General features: G+C 59.5%; 16 protein-coding genes. 11 read left to right on the forward strand and 5 right to left on the reverse strand.

Going from position 1 to position 18,150, the window contains the following annotated elements:
- Genes BGO89_00080 through BGO89_00090 form a run of 3 tightly spaced genes read right to left on the reverse strand, consistent with a single transcriptional unit; the run spans nt 1 to nt 6,542 of the window.
- Nucleotides 1-3,834, reverse strand: a complete 3,834-nt coding sequence (locus tag BGO89_00080; GenBank protein OJX58644.1) for a hypothetical protein — start codon at nt 3,832-3,834, stop codon at nt 1-3.
- Nucleotides 3,831-4,991, reverse strand: a complete 1,161-nt coding sequence (locus tag BGO89_00085) for a hypothetical protein (protein ID OJX58645.1) — start codon at nt 4,989-4,991, stop codon at nt 3,831-3,833. Before BGO89_00085 ends, BGO89_00080 begins: the two co-directional genes overlap by 4 nt.
- A gap of 33 nt (nt 4,992-5,024) precedes the next feature.
- Complete coding sequence (locus BGO89_00090) at nt 5,025-6,542, reverse strand: hypothetical protein (GenBank protein ID OJX58646.1); 1,518 nt, start codon at nt 6,540-6,542, stop codon at nt 5,025-5,027.
- Between the two features lie 18 nt (nt 6,543-6,560).
- Here BGO89_00090 and BGO89_00095 point away from each other — a divergent pair, with 18 nt between their 5' ends.
- The 4 genes from BGO89_00095 to BGO89_00110 all read left to right on the forward strand — a co-directional run bounded on the left by BGO89_00095 (nt 6,561) and on the right by BGO89_00110 (nt 9,948).
- Nucleotides 6,561-7,271 (forward strand): DNA-binding response regulator, encoded by a 711-nt coding sequence (locus BGO89_00095; protein OJX58647.1) that lies wholly within the window; start codon nt 6,561-6,563, stop codon nt 7,269-7,271.
- A complete protein-coding gene (locus BGO89_00100; GenBank protein ID OJX58648.1) occupies nt 7,240-7,620 on the forward strand; it encodes a hypothetical protein in 381 nt (126 codons plus the stop codon). Before BGO89_00095 ends, BGO89_00100 begins: the two co-directional genes overlap by 32 nt.
- 631 nt (nt 7,621-8,251) lie before the next feature.
- Nucleotides 8,252-9,511 (forward strand): hypothetical protein, encoded by a 1,260-nt coding sequence (locus BGO89_00105; GenBank protein OJX58649.1) that lies wholly within the window; start codon nt 8,252-8,254, stop codon nt 9,509-9,511.
- Nucleotides 9,508-9,948 carry a hypothetical protein gene (locus BGO89_00110; GenBank protein ID OJX58650.1) on the forward strand — a complete coding sequence of 147 codons (441 nt, stop codon included), beginning with the start codon at nt 9,508-9,510 and terminating at the stop codon, nt 9,946-9,948. Before BGO89_00105 ends, BGO89_00110 begins: the two co-directional genes overlap by 4 nt.
- Before the next feature lie 129 nt (nt 9,949-10,077).
- Here BGO89_00110 and BGO89_00115 read toward each other — a convergent pair whose 3' ends face one another.
- On the reverse strand, nt 10,078-10,257 hold the full coding sequence (locus BGO89_00115) for a 50S ribosomal protein L33 (protein ID OJX58651.1): 180 nt from the start codon (nt 10,255-10,257) through the stop codon (nt 10,078-10,080).
- Nucleotides 10,258-10,353: 96 nt separating this feature from the next.
- Nucleotides 10,354-12,816: an endopeptidase La gene (locus BGO89_00120; GenBank protein OJX58652.1), complete on the reverse strand. Its 2,463-nt coding sequence runs from the start codon at nt 12,814-12,816 to the stop codon at nt 10,354-10,356.
- A gap of 154 nt (nt 12,817-12,970) precedes the next feature.
- On the opposite strand from BGO89_00120, the gene BGO89_00125 reads away from it, so the two are divergent.
- The 7 genes from BGO89_00125 (at nt 12,971) to BGO89_00155 (ending at nt 18,130) form a co-directional block, all read left to right on the forward strand.
- Nucleotides 12,971-13,567, forward strand: a complete 597-nt coding sequence (locus BGO89_00125; protein ID OJX58679.1) for a translation initiation factor IF-3 — start codon at nt 12,971-12,973, stop codon at nt 13,565-13,567.
- A 4-nt stretch (nt 13,568-13,571) separates the two neighbouring features.
- The gene (locus tag BGO89_00130; GenBank protein ID OJX58653.1) at nt 13,572-13,769 is read left to right on the forward strand and encodes a 50S ribosomal protein L35; all 198 of its coding nucleotides are present in this window, start codon (nt 13,572-13,574) and stop codon (nt 13,767-13,769) included.
- Between the two features lie 100 nt (nt 13,770-13,869).
- Nucleotides 13,870-14,217: a 50S ribosomal protein L20 gene (locus tag BGO89_00135; GenBank protein ID OJX58654.1), complete on the forward strand. Its 348-nt coding sequence runs from the start codon at nt 13,870-13,872 to the stop codon at nt 14,215-14,217.
- 225 nt (nt 14,218-14,442) lie between these two features.
- Nucleotides 14,443-16,014 carry a hypothetical protein gene (locus tag BGO89_00140; protein OJX58655.1) on the forward strand — a complete coding sequence of 524 codons (1,572 nt, stop codon included), beginning with the start codon at nt 14,443-14,445 and terminating at the stop codon, nt 16,012-16,014.
- A gap of 45 nt (nt 16,015-16,059) precedes the next feature.
- Nucleotides 16,060-17,082: a phenylalanine--tRNA ligase subunit alpha gene (locus tag BGO89_00145; protein OJX58680.1), complete on the forward strand. Its 1,023-nt coding sequence runs from the start codon at nt 16,060-16,062 to the stop codon at nt 17,080-17,082.
- The gene (locus tag BGO89_00150) at nt 17,082-17,777 is read left to right on the forward strand and encodes a hypothetical protein (protein ID OJX58656.1); all 696 of its coding nucleotides are present in this window, start codon (nt 17,082-17,084) and stop codon (nt 17,775-17,777) included. The genes BGO89_00145 and BGO89_00150 overlap by 1 nt, the downstream gene beginning before the upstream one ends.
- Nucleotides 17,774-18,130, forward strand: coding sequence for a hypothetical protein (locus BGO89_00155; protein ID OJX58657.1), 357 nt, complete (start codon nt 17,774-17,776; stop codon nt 18,128-18,130). The genes BGO89_00150 and BGO89_00155 overlap by 4 nt, the downstream gene beginning before the upstream one ends.
- Nucleotides 18,131-18,150 lie beyond the last annotated feature (20 nt).

Genomic DNA, 18,150 nt, shown 5'->3' on the forward strand with positions numbered 1-18,150 from the left:
TCACCATCTCTTTACCCACGTCAGCATGGGAACGACGGGGAGCGAAGGTGCAGCGGCACCACTCGCAGGTATCGCCGTGAGGGTGATGCCGGCTTCCAGGGCATAGGTCTCGCCGAAATATCGTACGACGGCGGTGATGGGCACGACCGGCATCGTGCGCATGAAGAAGCCCTCGACGCAGAGTTTCCAGTTACGACCGATCCGGTAGTCGCCACCGAGACCGAAGATCGTGGCGTCCGCATCGAACGAACCTTCGAAGGCCGTCACATGACGCTTGAAGGCATAGCCTGCATAGGCGTTGATGCGATGATCGTCGTTGCCGTATCCGACGGTCGCCCACAAGGCGTTGAACGTGATCCGGGAGTCGATCCTGTCGATGGAGAAGTCCTGATCGTAGGTGCTCTGACCGAACTGATAGCCACCACCGGCGACGACGTCCTTTCCGATGGGTGCGCCGATCTTGACGCCGAGGGAATAGGCGTACTGCATCGAAGCATCGTAGCCCGTGGCACCGAACCATCGGCTCGGAACGGGAATGAGGCCGCCGGCGAGAATCATGACGTTGTCATGCACGGATGCACCTGTCTGCAATCCCACCGCATCGTAGACGCCGGTCGTGATGGTCCCGGCAGGAGGAATGACGGCGCTGGGTAGCATGATGGTCCGGAACGTGGTCGGATCCGAAAGGGCGACGGGAGCCTCGATACCTTCACCCGTGACGACGGCGACGATGGGGTCGTCCAGTCCGGATATCTTGAATTCGATGGTGGTCGTCGCACGGCCGAGACGTTCCGGCTTGAAGGTGACGGGGAACGTGAACGTTTCGCCGGGCTTCAACGTGAATGCCGGTTCCGGGTCGAAGGTGAATTGCTGGTTATCGGGACCTCCGGGGCGTACATGGATGATCCGCACGTCGGTCGTGCCGGTATTCCTCAGTATGGCGGGGGGTGTCGTTGTGCGGGAGTCGGTCAGGGGGACGGCGCCCATGTCGATCGTCGTGGACGATGCATCGAGCAGCGAAGGCAGTGCACGTCCGGTGATGCGTGCGCGCAGCGCTCCTGCCTGGGTCTGTGCGATGGCCAGCGTGGCGAGCTCGCCCTGACGCGTGGGATGGAACGAATATTCGAGGTTGCGGCTTTCGCCGGGCCGGAGCGTGAACCCTCCTTCGGTGCGCAGACCGAAGTCCATTGCCTGACTGCCTTCGAGCGTGATCGACAGAACGTCGAGCGGAACGCTCCCCGTATTCGTGATGGCGGAAGTCACGACGGAGTCCTTCGACGTGCCAACGTATCGCGCCGCGAAGCGCACGTCCTTGATGATGGCCCTGGTCTGTACGAGGGCCCAGCGATGATCGCTGACGTCTTGTTGCACGACCGTGGCACCGATGTCGTATCGTCCCGCTCCATCGGCAGCATTCACGACGACGACCTGATCTCCCGCAGCAGTGAATGACGGGGTACCGTCATGACGGCGGTACTGTGCGATCTGGACACCCGTCTGCGCATCGAAGACCGTGGCGAGGAAGGGGCTCAGCAACATGATCGTCGTGCCGTCCGGACTGAAGATGGCATCCGATACACTGCCCGATGACGGTGGACGCTGGATCGTGACGAGATCGCGTCCCGTTGCTGTTTCGACGATCTTCGTCTGATCGCGTCCCGTCTCCAGTGCTGCACGACTGCCATCGGCGCTGAAGCTGACGTACGTGTTGTCGTTCACGTACTGCCGGTGCGAGAGGTTCCGGATCTTCACTCCCGTGCGTGCGTCGTGCAACGTCGTGTTACCGTTGCCGTCAGCGACGGAGAGCAGCGCGCCGTCGGGCGAGAAGGCCGCACGATAGTAGCGCGCGATACCCGGTGTCCTGATTTCGTAGAGAAGGTTCCTCGTGTCGACATCGATGACGCGGACCGCGCTGTCCATCTCGCAGATGGCGACGCTTTCGCCATCCGGCGATATCGTGGCCCACCTGATCGCCGGCTTGCTGCGCGGGAGAGTGGCGACGACCGTTCCCCTGGTATAGTCGAGGACGATCGTGGAATCGCTCATACCACCGGCGACGAGGAGGCGTCGTGCCTGCCGCGACGCTTCGATGGCGACCGTATGCGTCGCCGTCGGCAGCTCGTGTCGCCAGCGAACGGTTCTCGTCGGGATGTCCACGCCGACGACGAAGCCCGGAGTCCATCCGATGAGCGTCGTACCGTCGGTGATCGACATGATCTGATCGATTCCGTCGATGGACGAGAGCAGTCGACCGTCTTCGGCATCGAGGAAACGGATGGTCCCACCACCGGACGTCATGACGGTGGAGCCATCGGCTGTGATGACGGCAGACGTCGTGCGCTGACCCTTGAATGCGGTGACCGGTTCGGCGATGGCTCGTGCGGTGGCCGGTACTTCCTGCGAAACGCGCAGAAGGCACGAATCGCTCGGTGTCGACGGAGCTTTCCACATGTATCGATGCCCCTTCACGTTGCCTGCGATGACGTTCCACGTGCGACCGTCGTCATAGCTCACGTCGAGTCGTACGGGCGCATCGGGCGGCACTCCGTCGTACCGCAGCTCGGCCGTACGATTCACCCAGAGACGTTCGCCGCCGTTCGGATAGACCACGCGGATCGTCGGTTGCCGTGACGGCCCCGACAGGGAGCCGGCCGAAACGTAGATAGGAGGCAGAGGGCAGGGACTAGCGTCGATGTCGAAGCGTGAGACGACGTAGGACGTGTCGTCGGCCGTATAGGTCAACGTCATGACGAGAGAATCGCCGGCTGCGATGTCGACCGGGAACGACGCTGCCGAAAGACGGATCGGTCCCGGGCTCGCGGCTGCGATGCGGTCGATTCTTACTGCGGCGTTCGTTGCCTTGATCGCGACGGTCCGCGTAGCCGTCGCACCTGCTGGGACGATCCCGAACGATGCCGATGCGGGGACGATGGTCGCGCGTGCGACGAGTGAATCCGGTGTGCGCAGTGGTGCCGACACCGTATCGCTTCCGACGATGAAGGTGACGTTCCTCACGGGACCGCAGGCTGCCGACGGCGTCCACCATATGGTGCAGCCGTTGTTCGTCGTGGCGGCCGTATGGATTCTCTTGTAGGCCATGACGGCTTCGGCGACGGTGGTGACGTTCTCGAACCACAGTCCGCCCGTCTCTTCGGCGACGTTCTTCAGGATACCTGGCATCGTCATGCCGAGAGATACGCAATAGACCGTCGTGTTCGCTTCACGGGCCGCGGCCAGGATATGATCCATGCGCCCTTCACCGAGGCCGTCCGTCAGGAAGACCAGTACTCGCCGATGACGTCCGGTCGCGGCCACGCGCAGTCCGCCGTACGGATCGCCGACGAAGGCCTGTTCGTAGTTCGTGCCGCCACGGGGCTGGATATCGGTCAGGACATTCGAGAGGTGCGTCTTGTCGGACGTGAAGTCGATGTTGAGATAGTGCCGGTGGTCGAACGAGGTGATGGCGCATTCCGATCCATTGCCGAGCGCATCGATCCAGGCATCGGCCGCAGCACGCGCAAGGGAGATGTTGGGGGCGCCCTTTGCCATCGAGCCCGAGACGTCGATCGTCAGCACCGACGAAATGGGAAGTGACGTGCCTGGTTCGGGACACGAGATACTGTCGACGTTGTACGTTCGGCCCTGATCGAGGATGCGGATATCCGTTGCGGCCATCGGAAGCAGGCGGGCCGTCGTCTGGTCGAGATGCATGACCTGTGCCCTCGCCGTTGGATGGCGGTCGTATCGTACTCCACCGATGTGGGTCGACGTCCGCTGTGCGGTCGCCGTGAACGTGGCGATCGACAGGCAGAGGAGGAAGGCAAGGTTCTTCATGATGCGGCGGTTCCGGACGAGGCCTTGCGAGCCGAGCCGAAGATGCGGCGCAGCGTCAGCAGCATCGGAAGCAGGACGAGCTGGAGGTTGACGTTGCGGTGGACCTGGCGGACCGCCTGCTCGATGGCCGTCAGTGCTGCAGGATAGTCGGCGCCGGTGAAGCCATCCGAGAATCGCGTGAGTGCACCGCGCTGGTCGCCGTTCATGATCGACGTCGATGCACCCGTCATGGATATCGCATAGGCATCGCGAAGCCACAGTAACAGCAGGGTGAGCATCATCTCGACCCGGACCTTGTCCCGACCGTCGGCCATCGCCGTGACGGCCTCCGTCATCGGAATACGATAGCCCTTGCCGCGGAGTGCGGTGCGGAGAAGGTTGACGACGTCTTCGCGATAGCCGCGCATGTCCTCGCTCAGGAAGGAGCGTGCTCGCGTGAAGCTTCCCTGTGCGAACGGTGCGATCAATTGCGCTTCGTCCGCCGAACAGAGACTGCGGGCGACGAGTGCGTCGGCAATGTCGGTGTCGTCGAGAGGTGGACAGACGATTTCCTGACAGCGCGATACGATGGTCTGCATCATGCGCTCGGGATGGGACGTGGTCAGGATGATCGTCACGCCTTCGTGCGGCTCTTCGAGCGTCTTGAGGAAGGCGTTGGATGCTTCCGTCGTCATGTCGTCGGCATCGACGATGATGCAGACGCGACGGCCCTCCTGCGCTGCGGACAGCGAGAGCGTCCGCTTCAGTTCGCGGATCTGGCCGATGCGGATCTGTGTCGCCCCGGACAGTCTGACCGTCGTATACGGATCTTCGGCGACGGATTGCAGCAGGCCCTTGAGCTCGTCGATGACGTCGGACTTGAGTTCCTGTTCGTTGTCACCCTTGCCCGACGGCAGGGCCATGGTCAGTCGGACGTTCGGATGCTGGAGCGATGTGCATTGCTGACAGGCATGACATGTTCCGCATGGAGTAACCGTCGTCGGCGTGCGAACGGGACGTTCGCAGTTGACGGTCTGAGCGAAGGCCAGGGCGATCGCCATCTTGCCGACGCCTTCCATGCCGGAAAGGATGAGTGCCTGGGGCAGTCTGTTGTCGGCGATGGCATGATGAAGGAGGCGCTGTACGCGCTGCTGTCCGATGATGTCGTTCCAGGTCATCTGCAAAGGTACGAAGGCCGCCAGCGTCAGACCTCAGAACGACGGCCTCCATTCCGCACCGTCGGGCAGGCCGGTCTTCCATGCGTCCAGTACTGTCCGGACATCCGGAATCAGTCGTGGATCACGGACATAGACGTCGACGCTGTCCACACCGGACAACGGGCTGCCCGCAGGGGCCACGAGCCCGAGGCTGCCGAGGCGGATCCATGACGCAGGGTGGTGGGGGAACCATGACGAATAGATCCATACGACGTCGGCTCCGCGGCGCGTGCAGAGGGAATCCATCCATGCGCCGTCCTTCGTTTCCATGCGTCGGCGCGCGACCCGAATGTCGTCCAGTCCCCATAGATCGACGACGGCACCGCGGGCATGATAGGCCATGGCGCCGATGTCGTTCACGGCGACGGGGCGCCTCCACATCACGGCGAAACGTGCCATCTGTTCCTGCATCGCCCTCTGGTTCAGGGATACGAGGGGCAGCCTCTTCGCTGCGGCCAGGAACGGATATGAGCAAGTCAGTAGCACGGCTGCGAGGCCCGCGGCCATCGTGCGGTGGGAACGACGATATGTCCATGCTGCGACTACCAGCACGCAGGCGAGCGGCGTCCATGCCATGACGTCATAGCGTGTGAACCATCCCGTACGTCCTGCGACGATCTGCGCGAACGCCATGGTCGCAACGACGAGGGCGGCGATACCCGATGGAGTACGTCGCGCGGCGATGCCGATGAGGGCGGCGATCGCGGACGCGACGAGCAACGCTCGTCCCGAGCCACTGGACACGTTCAGGACGATGTTGTTCCAGATCCCCGTATTGCCGTTGTCGGCACCCGTCGCGAACGACTTGACCAGTACGCTCGACGGAAGCCATCCAAGGCCGTTGACGGCGAGAACGATGGAGAAGGTGCCGAGGATGAGGACCGCGCCGCCCAGGCCCAGACAGGCGACACCGCGATATCCACGCCACCACAGGACGATGGCCGTCAGTCCCGTCAGGGCCAGACCTTCGTACCGGACGGCCGGCGTCAGCGCCATCACGACGGCAATCCATATCGATGGTGCGGTATGGTCGCTGTCGGCGATGGCATGCAGAAGAATCAGCGACAGCAGGACATGGAGGCCATGTTCCATACCGAGGAAGGGGAGCCCCGCCTGGTTCGTGAGCAGGACGATAGTCGATGCGAGGAATGCCGCCCATGTCCCGTCCTCGACCCATACGGCGAGCAGGCGCTGTATGGCTCCGGCGATGGCGACGCCGATGACGCATCCCATGATGAATGGCACCATGAAGGCGATCGGTGTGGACATGAAGGGTGCCAGCAGCAGCGGCCAAACGATCGACGACGCAGGCGTGGTGGTCGTATCGGGGCCGAGACCGTAATGCCCCGAGGCGATCTCTCTCGCGACGGCCATGTGGATCTCGGCGTCGTCCAGCGCATAGACGAAGGTTCCACCGCACATATCCAGCACGCGGACGAGCTGTATGGCGACGGCGACAAGGAAGACGGCATGGGGCAGGTATCTGATCATCTGGCCGTCAAGATAGCCCACCGTTTGTATCTTCGGCCCATGCGAATACTGGTTATCGAAGACGAACGCAAGGTCGCGAGCTTCATCAAGCGTGGCCTCGAAGAGGAACGGTACATCGTGGAAACCGTCGCCGACGGTGAAGCGGGTCTGGACCTGGCGATGAACAATCATTTCGACGCCATCGTGCTGGATGTGATGCTTCCGAAGCTCGACGGCTATTCCGTGCTCAGCGCATTGCGCGATACGGGGAATGCCACACCTGTCCTGATGCTCACCGCTCGTGGCACGACGGAGGATCGCGTACAGGGACTCGACCTCGGTGCCGACGACTATCTCGCCAAGCCTTTTCATTTCGAGGAACTCGCTGCGCGGCTGCGGAGCATCCTTCGCCGGTCGAGTACGGAGAAGACGACGAAGCTCCAGTGCGGAGATCTGGTTCTCGACATGGTCACGCACTTCGCGTATCGGGGCGACAAGGAGATCGAGCTCACGACGAAGGAATATGCGCTGCTCGAATACCTTCTGCGTCACAAGAACCGCATCCTGTCGCGCAGCATGATCATGCAGCATGTGTGGAAGCATAACTTCGATCCGGAATCGAACATCATCGACGTCTATGTGAAACGCCTGCGCACCAAGGTCGAACGTCCGGGCGCACCGCAGATCATCCAGAGCATCCGCGGTGTGGGGTATCGCATCCGCGAGGCTGCGGAAGGGGATGACGACGAACCACAGCAGGAGGAAGAATGACGACTCACTTCGACGTACGATCATGACGGCCAGCGATCTCAGGACTGCCCTGCAGGCGACTGTCGTCGCTGCTGTGCCCGCAGTGCAACAAGCCTTCGACACCTATCAGGAACATTGCTTCATCGCTCGTCCGCCGGAGTTCTTCTGTCTCGAACTCTGCGGCGAAGCCGGTGAGCTGGCTAACCTCGAGAAGAAGCGCTGGAAGGGCAAGGATGTGGATGAAGCGCACGTTGCCGACGAGGCTGCTGACGTCTTCATCGCTCTCGTGAATTTCTGCAATGCACGGGGCATCGATCTTGCGCAAGCCGTGACGAAGAAACTCGACAGGATAGAGCCGTCGAAGGTGTAGTGCATAGAATCTCCCGCAGGCCCTATTACAGATCATGACGAGGCCAAGGCAAGCCAATACGTCGTGTTCAGTTGCGGCCATATAGTCATCATATGCATTCGGATGCCTGCCGGTTAGATCCGTCAAGTCTAGTTTTAGTAGTGGTTGTCGAGAAACGATATTCGATCTATTGATAATGATAGATGTTGGCGGCTGCTTATCAGCCGTTTTTGTATTTACTTATTTGAGGTTGGTTATGTCGTACCGTTCTGTTCGGAATGTGCTCTTCGGTATGTTCCTGTTACTTGGCATAATTGTTGTAATGGATGAGGTGATGGCCACTACAAAGACCTACATTGCGGGGCCCGGCCGTAGATTTTCGGGTACGGGAACATATCCTGGTGAAGCGAAGCCTAATTCTAGTCAGGATGCGGGAGGTAACGTGGATTTCGAATGCCGCCCCAATCCGATGAGCGTCTGTGCGACGGTAAATCCGTATCGGATTGATGTGTTCGAACTGGAATTCAATCCAGGCGGTTCCGGTTGGACCTCATACCATATTGAAAATATTCCGAACTAACTTTCTTCGGGGCACGGCCGCGGATATCTGCGGTTGTGCCCCAATGCATTTCATACTAGGGGCAATGCTGTAATGATTCGTCTTGGTGTTCTCTGCTGGTCCCTCGTAACAATCGTCATCACGTCCTGTGCGCAGGACAGGAAGAACGTCAAGATCGTTAGTGTTGATAGGCTGTCTCTGATCGAACGTACCGGGTTTCCGATACTGGATCCATATCATATCGAGGCCCGCAAAGGTGTACTGTTGATCAGCGACAAGAAGACCGGCACGTTGCATCTAGCAAACGGGATGGAAGGTAAGGTATTCGCGATCCTGCAACCGCCAATCGAGTTGCTGATCGATAGTATTCGTTTCAAAATATCGGGTAGGTATGATTCCGTCGAGTTCTACTCGTTAGCCGAGTATGCTGTGATGACACGTCAGAGCATCGATGAAGTGAGAAGCTTCCCAATGGCACGTCCTCGATATCTGGTCGGCAGGTTTGTGACGGATGATACTCTGGATATCCTGACTCAGAATTCTGTTCCTGCAGTTCGTAAGAACGTCGAGCCTATGATGTGGCCCGTCGTTTCTATCGTGCGCTATGCTCTCAAAGGACGGAACATCGTACATGTACGTCCCTTGTCGAGCAGGGAGCTGTCATCCTGGCCAATGCCCGACGCCTTTCTTGCCGATCTCGATGAGGCGATAGTAGGTGTAGAAGAGAACGCTGCGATGCGAAAGGGCATCATTAGCGACATACCGTTGATGGCGCGATTCGATGCTAAGGGTAATCACAGTACGATGCATTTGCCGATCGACGAACTCCAGACGAAGACATTCGGATATGGTATGACGATGAATCAGCCGTTCCGGATGAACGGGAAAGCGATTCTGTATACCTATGCCGCGGTACCGCGTGCGACGATGTTCACGAGAGCCCTGTCGGATGATCGGGCCATATCGTATGAGGATGTTATCAGGAAGTTACCCGGCGGGCAGGCTCTTCTGGATAGTGTCTACGTACTTCGGAGCGGAGTGCAGCGTGCCCGGGCCGGTATGAATCCATATGTCTGTACCGGATTCGTACCGATCGGTGGATATTGTGCTGCCGTCATACGCGATTGGACGACGAAGCATGGAGATACCGTGACATCTCATATCGCAGTCGGAATTATCGACGGTGATTCGATTACCTATGGCTCATCGATTCCGTTTCGGCATTCGTCGTATCAGCCTTGGCGTATCTACGCAACAGTACATGATACTCGTACTTCGTTTGGCGTGATAGGGAGAGATATCGGAACTGGTAACTGGTATATAGAAACATTTCGCATTGGTACCGGAGAATGACATCCCTGCTTCTGTCTATGATGCTTCTGCCTGGATGGTTTTCGGAAACCGTGAGTACGGCGGATTTCAACCGTGCAAAAAAGGCGGTAGTTGTCTTCGTTCCGCTCTATCCCGGAGATTGTGCCAAATGCACCGTCGAAGCTGGGGCGATTCTCAGGACCATCAATACCAGGGCTCAGGCAAAAGGGAAGAAGGTCCTGGTCTATACCTTGGTCTATGCGAAAAGAGGCCAGGACATGGAATATCTGAAGAGCAACGGATATACGTTCGGCACTACGATTCTCGACCCTGATGCGGATCGGATAATATCGTTGCAGAAAGGTGACAGAAGCGTCCTGTTAGTAGCTTTTTGGCCGGGATACGATGGGGTATCGCTACGGCATGTAGGTGACGTGGACGTACTGGGCACGGACAAGGCTGCCCCGTCACGGAAGTGATCCGTCCGCTCTTCTTTGCACCGGTTCAGGATCTGAAAGATCTGTGATATTGGTGAATCACGTCCGTCAAGACGATATACCATAGCCCGAAAACGAACGAGGCCCGCAGTTGCGGGCCTCGTTTCGTTTTCAGCGGATTTCCTTGTGGATCGTATGGCGACGAAGGAACGGATTGTACTTCTTGAGTTCAAGTCGTTCCGTCGTGTTCTGCTTGTTCTTCATCGTCGTATAACGCGATGCCGGCTTGCCTTCCTTCTTGGCTTCCGTGCACTCGAGCGTGATGATCACGCGTGCGCCTTTTTTTGCCATGGTACTGCTCCAGTTCGTTGTTGCTTGTTCAGAACCACAAAGCTACGGGCATGTCGCGAAATTTCCAAACCGTTGGCATGACGGGGCTTGGAGCCCTCAGCGTTTCCGGCTTTTCGGCTTCGTCGTCGTGGCGAAGGCTACCGGAACCGCCTGCTCGATATGGTCAACGTAGACGATTTCGAGGTCCTGCGTCACGACCGGCGACAGTTCCTCGACGTCCTTGCGGTTGTCCTTCGGAACGAGGACGGTAGTGATGCCGACGCGTTTCGCCGCGAGCAGTTTCTCGTTCAGACCGCCGATGGGAAGAACGTTGCCCCGTAGCGTCACCTCACCCGTCATGGCCACGTCTCCGCGCAGGGCACGTCCGGATGCTGCCGAAAGCAGGGCCAGCGTCATCGTGATGCCGGCCGATGGACCGTCCTTGGGAATGGCGCCCTCGGGAACGTGGATGTGGATTTCCTTGCCCTTGGCGAAGTCCGCGTCGACACCGAGTCGTGCATGGTTCGCGCGGAGGTAGGAGAGTGCCGCGACGGCCGATTCCTTCATCACGTCGCCGAGCTTGCCGGTCAGCGTCAGACGCTCGGCACCCGGCATGATGGTGACTTCGACCGGAAGCGTGTCGCCTCCGAGGCTGGTCCATGCCAGACCCGTTGCCACGCCCACCTTATCCGAGAGTTCCTTGTCCTTCGTCTTGAATTTCGGTGCACGGAGGTACTGTTCGACGTGCTTTTCGTCGACGACGAACTTCTTCGTCCGTGCCATGCGCTTGTAGGCTGCCGAACCCTTGAGGGAGGCGGGATCCGTGGCGCCGGACTTCGCGCTGACTTCACGGACGATGGTGGAGGCCACCTTGCGAAGGACGCTCGCGATTTCCCGTTCGAGACTCCGTACACCCGATTCGCGCGTGTATTCGCGGACGATCTTGAGCAGGGCCTTGTCTGTCACCGTGATGTTGAAGTCCTGCAGACCGTGTTCCTTCAGGATCTTCGGCAGGATATGGCGCCTGGCGATCTCGACTTTGTCCGGCTCCAGATAGCTCGAGAGTTCGATGACTTCCATACGATCCAGCAGGGGACCGGGAATGTCGTATTTCACGTTGGCCGTAGCGATGAAGAGGACGTTGGAGAGATCGTAGTCCACTTCGAGGTAATGATCGTTGAACGCCGAGTTCTGCTCGGGGTCGAGGACTTCGAGCAGGGCCGAGGACGGATCGCCACGGAAGTCCATGGACATCTTGTCGATCTCGTCCAGCAGGATGACGGGATTCACGGCACCCGACCGCTTCAGAGCCTGGATGATCTTGCCCGGCATGGCGCCGATATACGTACGACGATGGCCGCGGATCTCGGCTTCGTCGCGCACGCCGCCGAGCGAGATGCGCACGAAATTGCGTCCCGTCGCGCGGGCGATGGACTTTGCGAGCGACGTCTTGCCGACACCCGGAGGGCCGACGAAGCAGAGTATCTGGCCGCGCAGCGAGCCGATGAGGTTCAGCACGGAGATGTATTCGAGGATGCGCTCCTTCGGCTTCTCCAGGTCGTAGTGGTCCGCCTCGAGGATGGCACGTACGTGTTCGACGTTGAGGTTGTCGGGCGTCCGCTTCGACCACGGCAGAGCCGCCAGCCATTCGAGCCACGTACGGTTGACGCCGAACTCGGGCGACATGGACGGTGTCTTCTTGAGACGCTCGAACTCTTCCAGTGCCTTGGTATAGACGCCTTCGGGCATTTCGGCCTTGTCCAGCATCTCCTTCAGAGGACCGAGTTCGGGTCCGCCATCGTCTTCCTCGCCGAGTTCCTTCTGCAGGGCACGGATCTGCTCCTGGATGAAGAACTTGCGTTGCGAGCGCTGGATCTGGTCCTGCACCTTCGTATCGATCTCGGCCTCGAGCTTCAGCAGCTCGAGTTCGCTGCTCAGCATGGACACGAGTTCGAAGTACTGTTCCTTGATGTCCGGGGTGTTGAGGATCCGTTGCTTCGTCTCCACTTTCTGCTGGACGTTGGCCGCGGCATAGTAGAGCTTGCGTACCGGGTCGTCGATATTCTCGAAGGCGCCCAGCACTTCGGGTGGAAGATTACGGTTGTCCTTGACGTACTCTTCGAACAACTCCGAGGCATGGCGTACCATGGCCTTCAGGTGCCGGTCGCGCTCGTTGACCTGCAGGGCGACGGGCTGGATATCGGCTTCGAGGTATGGTTCCGTGCGGACGGGACCGACGACGCGGGCCTGCATCATGCCCTCGACCAGGACCTTGAGCAGGTTGTTCGGCAGGCGCAGAACCTGGAGGATCTTGGCTACCGTCCCGTATTCGTAGATGTCGTCGAATCCCGGTTCTTCCGTGCCGGCCGTCTTCTGGGCGACGAGCATGATGTACTTCTCACGTTCCAGTGCTTCGGCCACACCCTTCAGCGAGGATGCCCGTCCGATGAGGACGGGGAAGATCATGTGAGGATAGATGACGATGTCGCGCAAGGGAAGCACGGGGAGGGTGCCCGGGACTGCGGTACCGCGTTTTTCTGCCTGTTCTATGGTGGACAGGACTTCATCATTGGTATTCATAGGGGCCGTATGACGGGGGCAAGAGGAAAAAATTACGAAGAATGACGGTAAGGATCGAAGGCCCCTTGGTGGTACATGATTCCTTGCTTATCTTTGTCGTTCCTGCAATCAGTATCATTCAAATACGCGGCGGCCCTGCTTGAGGAGACCATACATACCGTTCAACGCTCAGCGTCCTGAGAACCAGCGTAAGCAGAAGATCAACGAAGAGATCACGGCGAACGAACTTCGCGTGGTTGACGCAAGAGGTGGACAACTCGGCATCATGCAGAAGCGCGATGCGTTACGCATGGCACAGGAACAGGAACTCGATCTCGTGGAGATCGCTCCGCAGGCCAAGCCACCGGTCTGCAAGCTCATCGATTACGGCAAGTTCACGTATGAGCAGCAGAAACGGGAGAAGCAGCAGAAGAAGGCCCAGGTTCATCAGCAACTGAAGGAAATACGCTTCAAGGCTGGTACCGACACGCACGACTTCGACTTCAAGACGCGCCATGCGCGCGAATTCCTCGAAGAAGGGCACAAGGTCAAGGCCTCGGTATTCTTCCGTGGCCGTGAAATCATGCACCAGGATCTTGGCGAGGTGATGCTCAAGCGATTCATCGAGCAGCTTGCCGACGTTTCCAAGGTGGACCAGCCGATCAAGTCGGAGGGGCGTACCCTCAGCGTCACGCTCGCACCGGAGAAGAAGGTGGTCCCGAAGAAGAAAGAAGAGCAGCAAGTAGTAGAGTCAGAAGCACCGAAGGGATAGGACAATGCCGAAGATGAAAACGACATCGGGCGCCAAGAAGCGCTTCAAGCTGACCGGTACCGGCCAGATCAAGCGTCAGAAGGCGAACCGCAGCCACATCCTGACCAGCAAGAACCGCAAGCGCAAGCGCAACCTGCGTAACGACACGCTCGTCGACGCATCGAACATGCGCCTCGTGAAGCACTGCCTGGCGCTGGGATGATGTCGGTGTAAGGTCGGCGACGGGTCGCTCAGGGCTACTGCCGTTCCCCTGACGTCCGCAGCACCGGCGTTTTTCAAATGCGTATCGCTAGGAGAATCCAATGCGCGCAACCAAAAAAGCAGCGGCACACAACCGCAAGAAGAAATACTTCACGCTGGCGAAAGGCTACTGGGGCTCCCGCTCCAAACTGTGGCGCATCGTCAAGCACCACGTCGAGAAGGGCCTCCAGTACGCCTACCGCGACCGCCGCAACAAGAAGCGTACGTTCCGCAACCTGTGGATCGTCCGTATCAACGCAGCAGCACGTATGCACGGTACCACGTATTCCCGCCTCATGCACGGCATGAAGAAGAACGACATCGTGATCAACCGCAAGGTTCTCGCCAATCTGGCCATGAATCACCCGGAAATCTTCACGGCCGTCGTCAAGCAGGCGATGGGCAAGTAAGCGGTTCCCCAAGAACATCCGAAACGACAATGCGAGCGGCAATCGGTCCTTCCGATTGCCGCTCGTTCGTTTTTGCATAGTTTTGTCATGCCGTCCGCACCATCGACGACGTGCCGACGGAATTGTCCATCATCCTCCTGCATCATGAAGAACTGACGAAATCCCTGCACTTCACGCCGTTATCACGCGGCCGGATTTCGTCATACATGATCGACAGGAGGCACCATGTTCGTGTCAGCCGATCGAGTGTCGTTCGCCTACGACGCTCCCTACGTTCCCGTATTCACCGATATCTCCTTCAACGTCGGACCCGAATGGAAGACCGCCGTCGTCGGACGCAATGGCAGAGGTAAATCGACCCTGCTGCAGCTGGTCGCAGGAACGCTGCGACCTTCATCGGGTACCATCACGCAGGTGCAGCGTCCGCTGCTGCTCGCACATACCTATGCGATTCCCGAAACCGATACGCTGTCGGTCATGATCGATGCGGTCGGCCCATACCGCCGTATGGAAGAGCGTATGGAGGCTCTCCTCGCCGATGGAAGCGACCAGGCTCTGTTCGACTACGCCGATATCGTCGACGACTATCACCGCATGGGTGGATATACCCTGAAGGCTCATCTCGAAGAGCGCGCCGATGTGCTGGGACTCGGCAGCGGACATCTCCGGCGCCCGTTCTCGACCTTGAGCGGAGGCGAGCGTACGCGCGCCCTGATCGCCGCCGTCACGACACCCGACGATGGATTCGCCCTGCTGGACGAGCCGACGAACCACCTCGACCGCGACGGACGCAGACTCGTGCGGGAGTATCTCACATCATTACACAAGGGGTTCCTCGTCACCAGTCACGACGAGGATCTGCTCGAGGCCTGCTGCGATCACGTTCTGTCGATCGACGCGGACGGACTGCACGTGAAACATGCGGGGTATGCCGTATGGCGCCGCGAACGCACCGAACAGCAGGCGCGTGAACGGCGTGAGCAGGACAACATCAGGCGTGAGGTCCGTACGCTCGAGCAAGCCGCCGAACGCCAGCGCAGGTGGTCGGCCCATACCGAACGGGAGAAGGACAGTGCCGCGGATTCGGGCTTCGTGAGCCACAAGGCCGCGAAGATGATGAAGCGTGCCCTGCATACCGAACGCAGGATCGACGATGCGCTGCATCAGGCACAGTCCCTTCTCACGAGCTTCGATGGCGTCCATGCACTCCAGCTCAGGGCTGCCGACGGCGCTCCCGACGTCGTGCTGCAGGTTGCGGATCTTACCGTACGTTTCGGCGATGTGACGGTCCTCGATGACTGTTCGGTGACGGTGAGGCGCGGCGAACGTGTGGTCGTGACCGGGCCTAACGGCTGCGGCAAGAGCACGCTCGTCGGCGCCATCCTCGGCGAAGTGGCCCATGATGGTGTCGTGGCGCTGCCACAGTGGCTCAGGATGGTCGTCGTACGCCAATGGCCGGTATGGACGAGCGGCGTGCTGCGCGATCATGTCCGCGAGGCCGGGATCGACGAAACGCGCTTCAGAACCGTTCTCGCGTCGTTCAACGTCTCGGGAGACGTCTTCGATCGGCCTCTGGAGACCTTTTCCTTCGGTCAGTGGAAGAAGATCGACCTATGCCGGAGCTTCCTCGATCCGGCCCATCTCTTCATCTGGGACGAGCCGATGAACGGTATGGATGTCGAGACCAAGGAGCAGCTCGTCGAGGCCATCGCACGGTCGTCGCCGACGATGCTCATCATCGATCACGACCGTGCCGTGGTGGAGAAGATCGCCACGGACGTCATTGATCTTGGTTAATTGAGCCGGTCGACGGATGTTTGTAGTCTTGGATACATCAGGAATATCATGCTCGACAAGATCAACCGATTGCGTGCGACGATAGAAGGCGAACTGTCGGCCATCACGACGGCCGACGAAGCGGAGCAGTTCCGCTTGCGCCACATGGTCCGCAAGGGAACCCTGCAGGCCCTGGTCGACGATCTCCGCTCCGTACCGAAGGAAGAGAAGCCCGCCATCGGCAAGGCGCTGAACGAGCTCCGTACCTTCGCGGAAGAGCGTTATACCATGCTGAAGGATGCTCTCGGCCCCCGCGACACGACGCCCCGCATCGATGTGACGCTGCCCGGCCGCACCATGGGTGCCGGTACGATCCATCCCATCGCACAGATGCTGGACCGTATCACGGACATCTTCACGTCGCTCGGCTTCGAAGTGGCCGCAGGGCCGGACATCGAAGACGACATGCACAACTTCGGCAAGCTCAACTTCGCGCCGGACCATCCGGCACGGGATATGCAGGATACGTTCTTCGTCGAAGGCGGGGACCGGAACGATCTCGTCCTCCGCACGCATACGTCGTCCGTTCAGATCCGCGCGATGGAAACGATGACGCCGCCGATCCGGTGCATCATGCCGGGACGCGTCTATCGTAACGAAGCCGTCAGTGCGCGCTCGTTGGCCGAATTCCACCAGGTCGAAGGTCTGTACATCGACAAGGGCGTGAGCATGGCCGATATGAAGGGGACGATCATGGCCTTCGCCCGACGTCTCTACGACGAAGCCCATGCGCAGTTCCGCTTCCGTACGTCCTACTTCCCGTTCACGGAGCCGAGCGCCGAGATCGACATGTCGTGCTTCATCTGCAAGGGAAAAGGTTGCCGCATCTGCAAGCACTCCGGCTGGCTGGAGATCTGCGGCTGCGGTATGGTCCACCCCAACGTCCTGCGCGACTGCGGCATCGATCCGGAAGAATATTCAGGATTCGCCTTCGGTTTCGGCGTCGAACGTGCGGTGATGATGATGACGGGTATCGACGATATCCGTATGCTCTACGATAACGATCTGCGCGTCCTGCGTCAGTTCTGATGCCGCTACTCACCGCAGAACACATCACGAAGTCCTATACCCGCAGCGGTCAGGCGGATACCGTCGTGCTTCGCGGCGTATCCACCACGATCGACGCGGGTGAATTCGTCGCCATCACCGGACCGAGCGGTGCAGGGAAGAGCACGTTGCTGCACATCCTCGCATCGCTCGACGAGCCCGATAACGGACATGTGACGCTCACGACGGGAACGTCGGTCTTCACCTATGATCGTATGTCGTCGTCGGCATTGTCCGCCATGCGCAACCGCTACGTGGGCGTCGTCTTCCAGTTCCATCATCTTCTGCCGGAGTTCTCGGCGATCGAGAACGTGATGATGCCGGCACTGATCGCCGGTACGAGTTGGCAAGCTGCACGGTCGAAGGCAGCGGCCCTGCTGGATCGTGTGGGGATGGGACATCGCTCGACGCATGCACCGTCCGAACTCTCCGGCGGAGAACAGCAGCGCGTGGCCATCGCACGGGCGCTCATGAACGATCCGCTGCTGCTCGTGGCCGACGAGCCGACAGGTAATCTCGACAGTGCCAATGCCACGGCCGTGACAGATCTCCTTTGCGAACTGCAGGACTCCTTCGGTATGACGTGTCTCATCGCCACGCACAGTGCGGACGTCGCCGCACGGGCACACAGGATCCTGCACTTGAAGGACGGCCTGTTCGTCGACGCCAAGGCATGAAGAAACTTGGATTGCTGGTCACGTGCTACGGTATCTTCCTGATGATCTGCGGTCTGTCGGGATATCTCCTCATGCACGGCACGGGAACGTCTTCCCTCCTCAACGGAGGAATCTTCGGTTCACTCATGATCGTCATCGGTGTTCTCCTGCGTCAGGGGCGCATGTGGACGTTGCCGGCGACGCTTTCCGCAACGGCGATCTTCGCCCTCACCTTTCTCTGGCGTGGCGCCGTACAATGGCATCACGCACTTTCCGATGCGCCTGCACGTCTTGGCGTCGCAATGCTGCTTACCTTGATGTTCCTCGGCAGCGTGATCATGGTGCGGATACTGTTCCGACATTATCGGCACTGACGTCCATACACATTCGACAG

The organism is Candidatus Kapaibacterium thiocyanatum, from assembly GCA_001899175.1.
Taxonomy (GTDB): domain Bacteria; phylum Bacteroidota; class Ignavibacteria; order Kapaibacteriales; family Kapaibacteriaceae; genus Kapaibacterium; species Kapaibacterium thiocyanatum.

Bases quoted from the DNA above. Each gene is read 5' to 3' on its own strand.
- BGO89_00155 (OJX58657.1), top strand. From the start codon at position 17,774: ATGAAGAAACTTGGATTGCTGGTCACGTGCTACGGTATCTTCCTGATG.
- BGO89_00135 (OJX58654.1), top strand. From the start codon at position 13,870: ATGCGCGCAACCAAAAAAGCAGCGGCACACAACCGCAAGAAGAAATAC.
- BGO89_00095 (OJX58647.1), top strand. From the start codon at position 6,561: ATGCGAATACTGGTTATCGAAGACGAACGCAAGGTCGCGAGCTTCATC.
- BGO89_00150 (OJX58656.1), top strand. From the start codon at position 17,082: ATGCCGCTACTCACCGCAGAACACATCACGAAGTCCTATACCCGCAGC.
- BGO89_00140 (OJX58655.1), top strand. From the start codon at position 14,443: ATGTTCGTGTCAGCCGATCGAGTGTCGTTCGCCTACGACGCTCCCTAC.
- BGO89_00085 (OJX58645.1), bottom strand. From the start codon at position 4,991: ATGACCTGGAACGACATCATCGGACAGCAGCGCGTACAGCGCCTCCTT.
- BGO89_00130 (OJX58653.1), top strand. From the start codon at position 13,572: ATGCCGAAGATGAAAACGACATCGGGCGCCAAGAAGCGCTTCAAGCTG.
- BGO89_00105 (OJX58649.1), top strand. From the start codon at position 8,252: ATGATTCGTCTTGGTGTTCTCTGCTGGTCCCTCGTAACAATCGTCATC.
- BGO89_00100 (OJX58648.1), top strand. From the start codon at position 7,240: ATGACGACGAACCACAGCAGGAGGAAGAATGACGACTCACTTCGACGT.
- BGO89_00080 (OJX58644.1), bottom strand. From the start codon at position 3,834: ATGAAGAACCTTGCCTTCCTCCTCTGCCTGTCGATCGCCACGTTCACG.
- BGO89_00110 (OJX58650.1), top strand. From the start codon at position 9,508: ATGACATCCCTGCTTCTGTCTATGATGCTTCTGCCTGGATGGTTTTCG.
- BGO89_00115 (OJX58651.1), bottom strand. From the start codon at position 10,257: ATGGCAAAAAAAGGCGCACGCGTGATCATCACGCTCGAGTGCACGGAA.
- BGO89_00120 (OJX58652.1), bottom strand. From the start codon at position 12,816: ATGAATACCAATGATGAAGTCCTGTCCACCATAGAACAGGCAGAAAAA.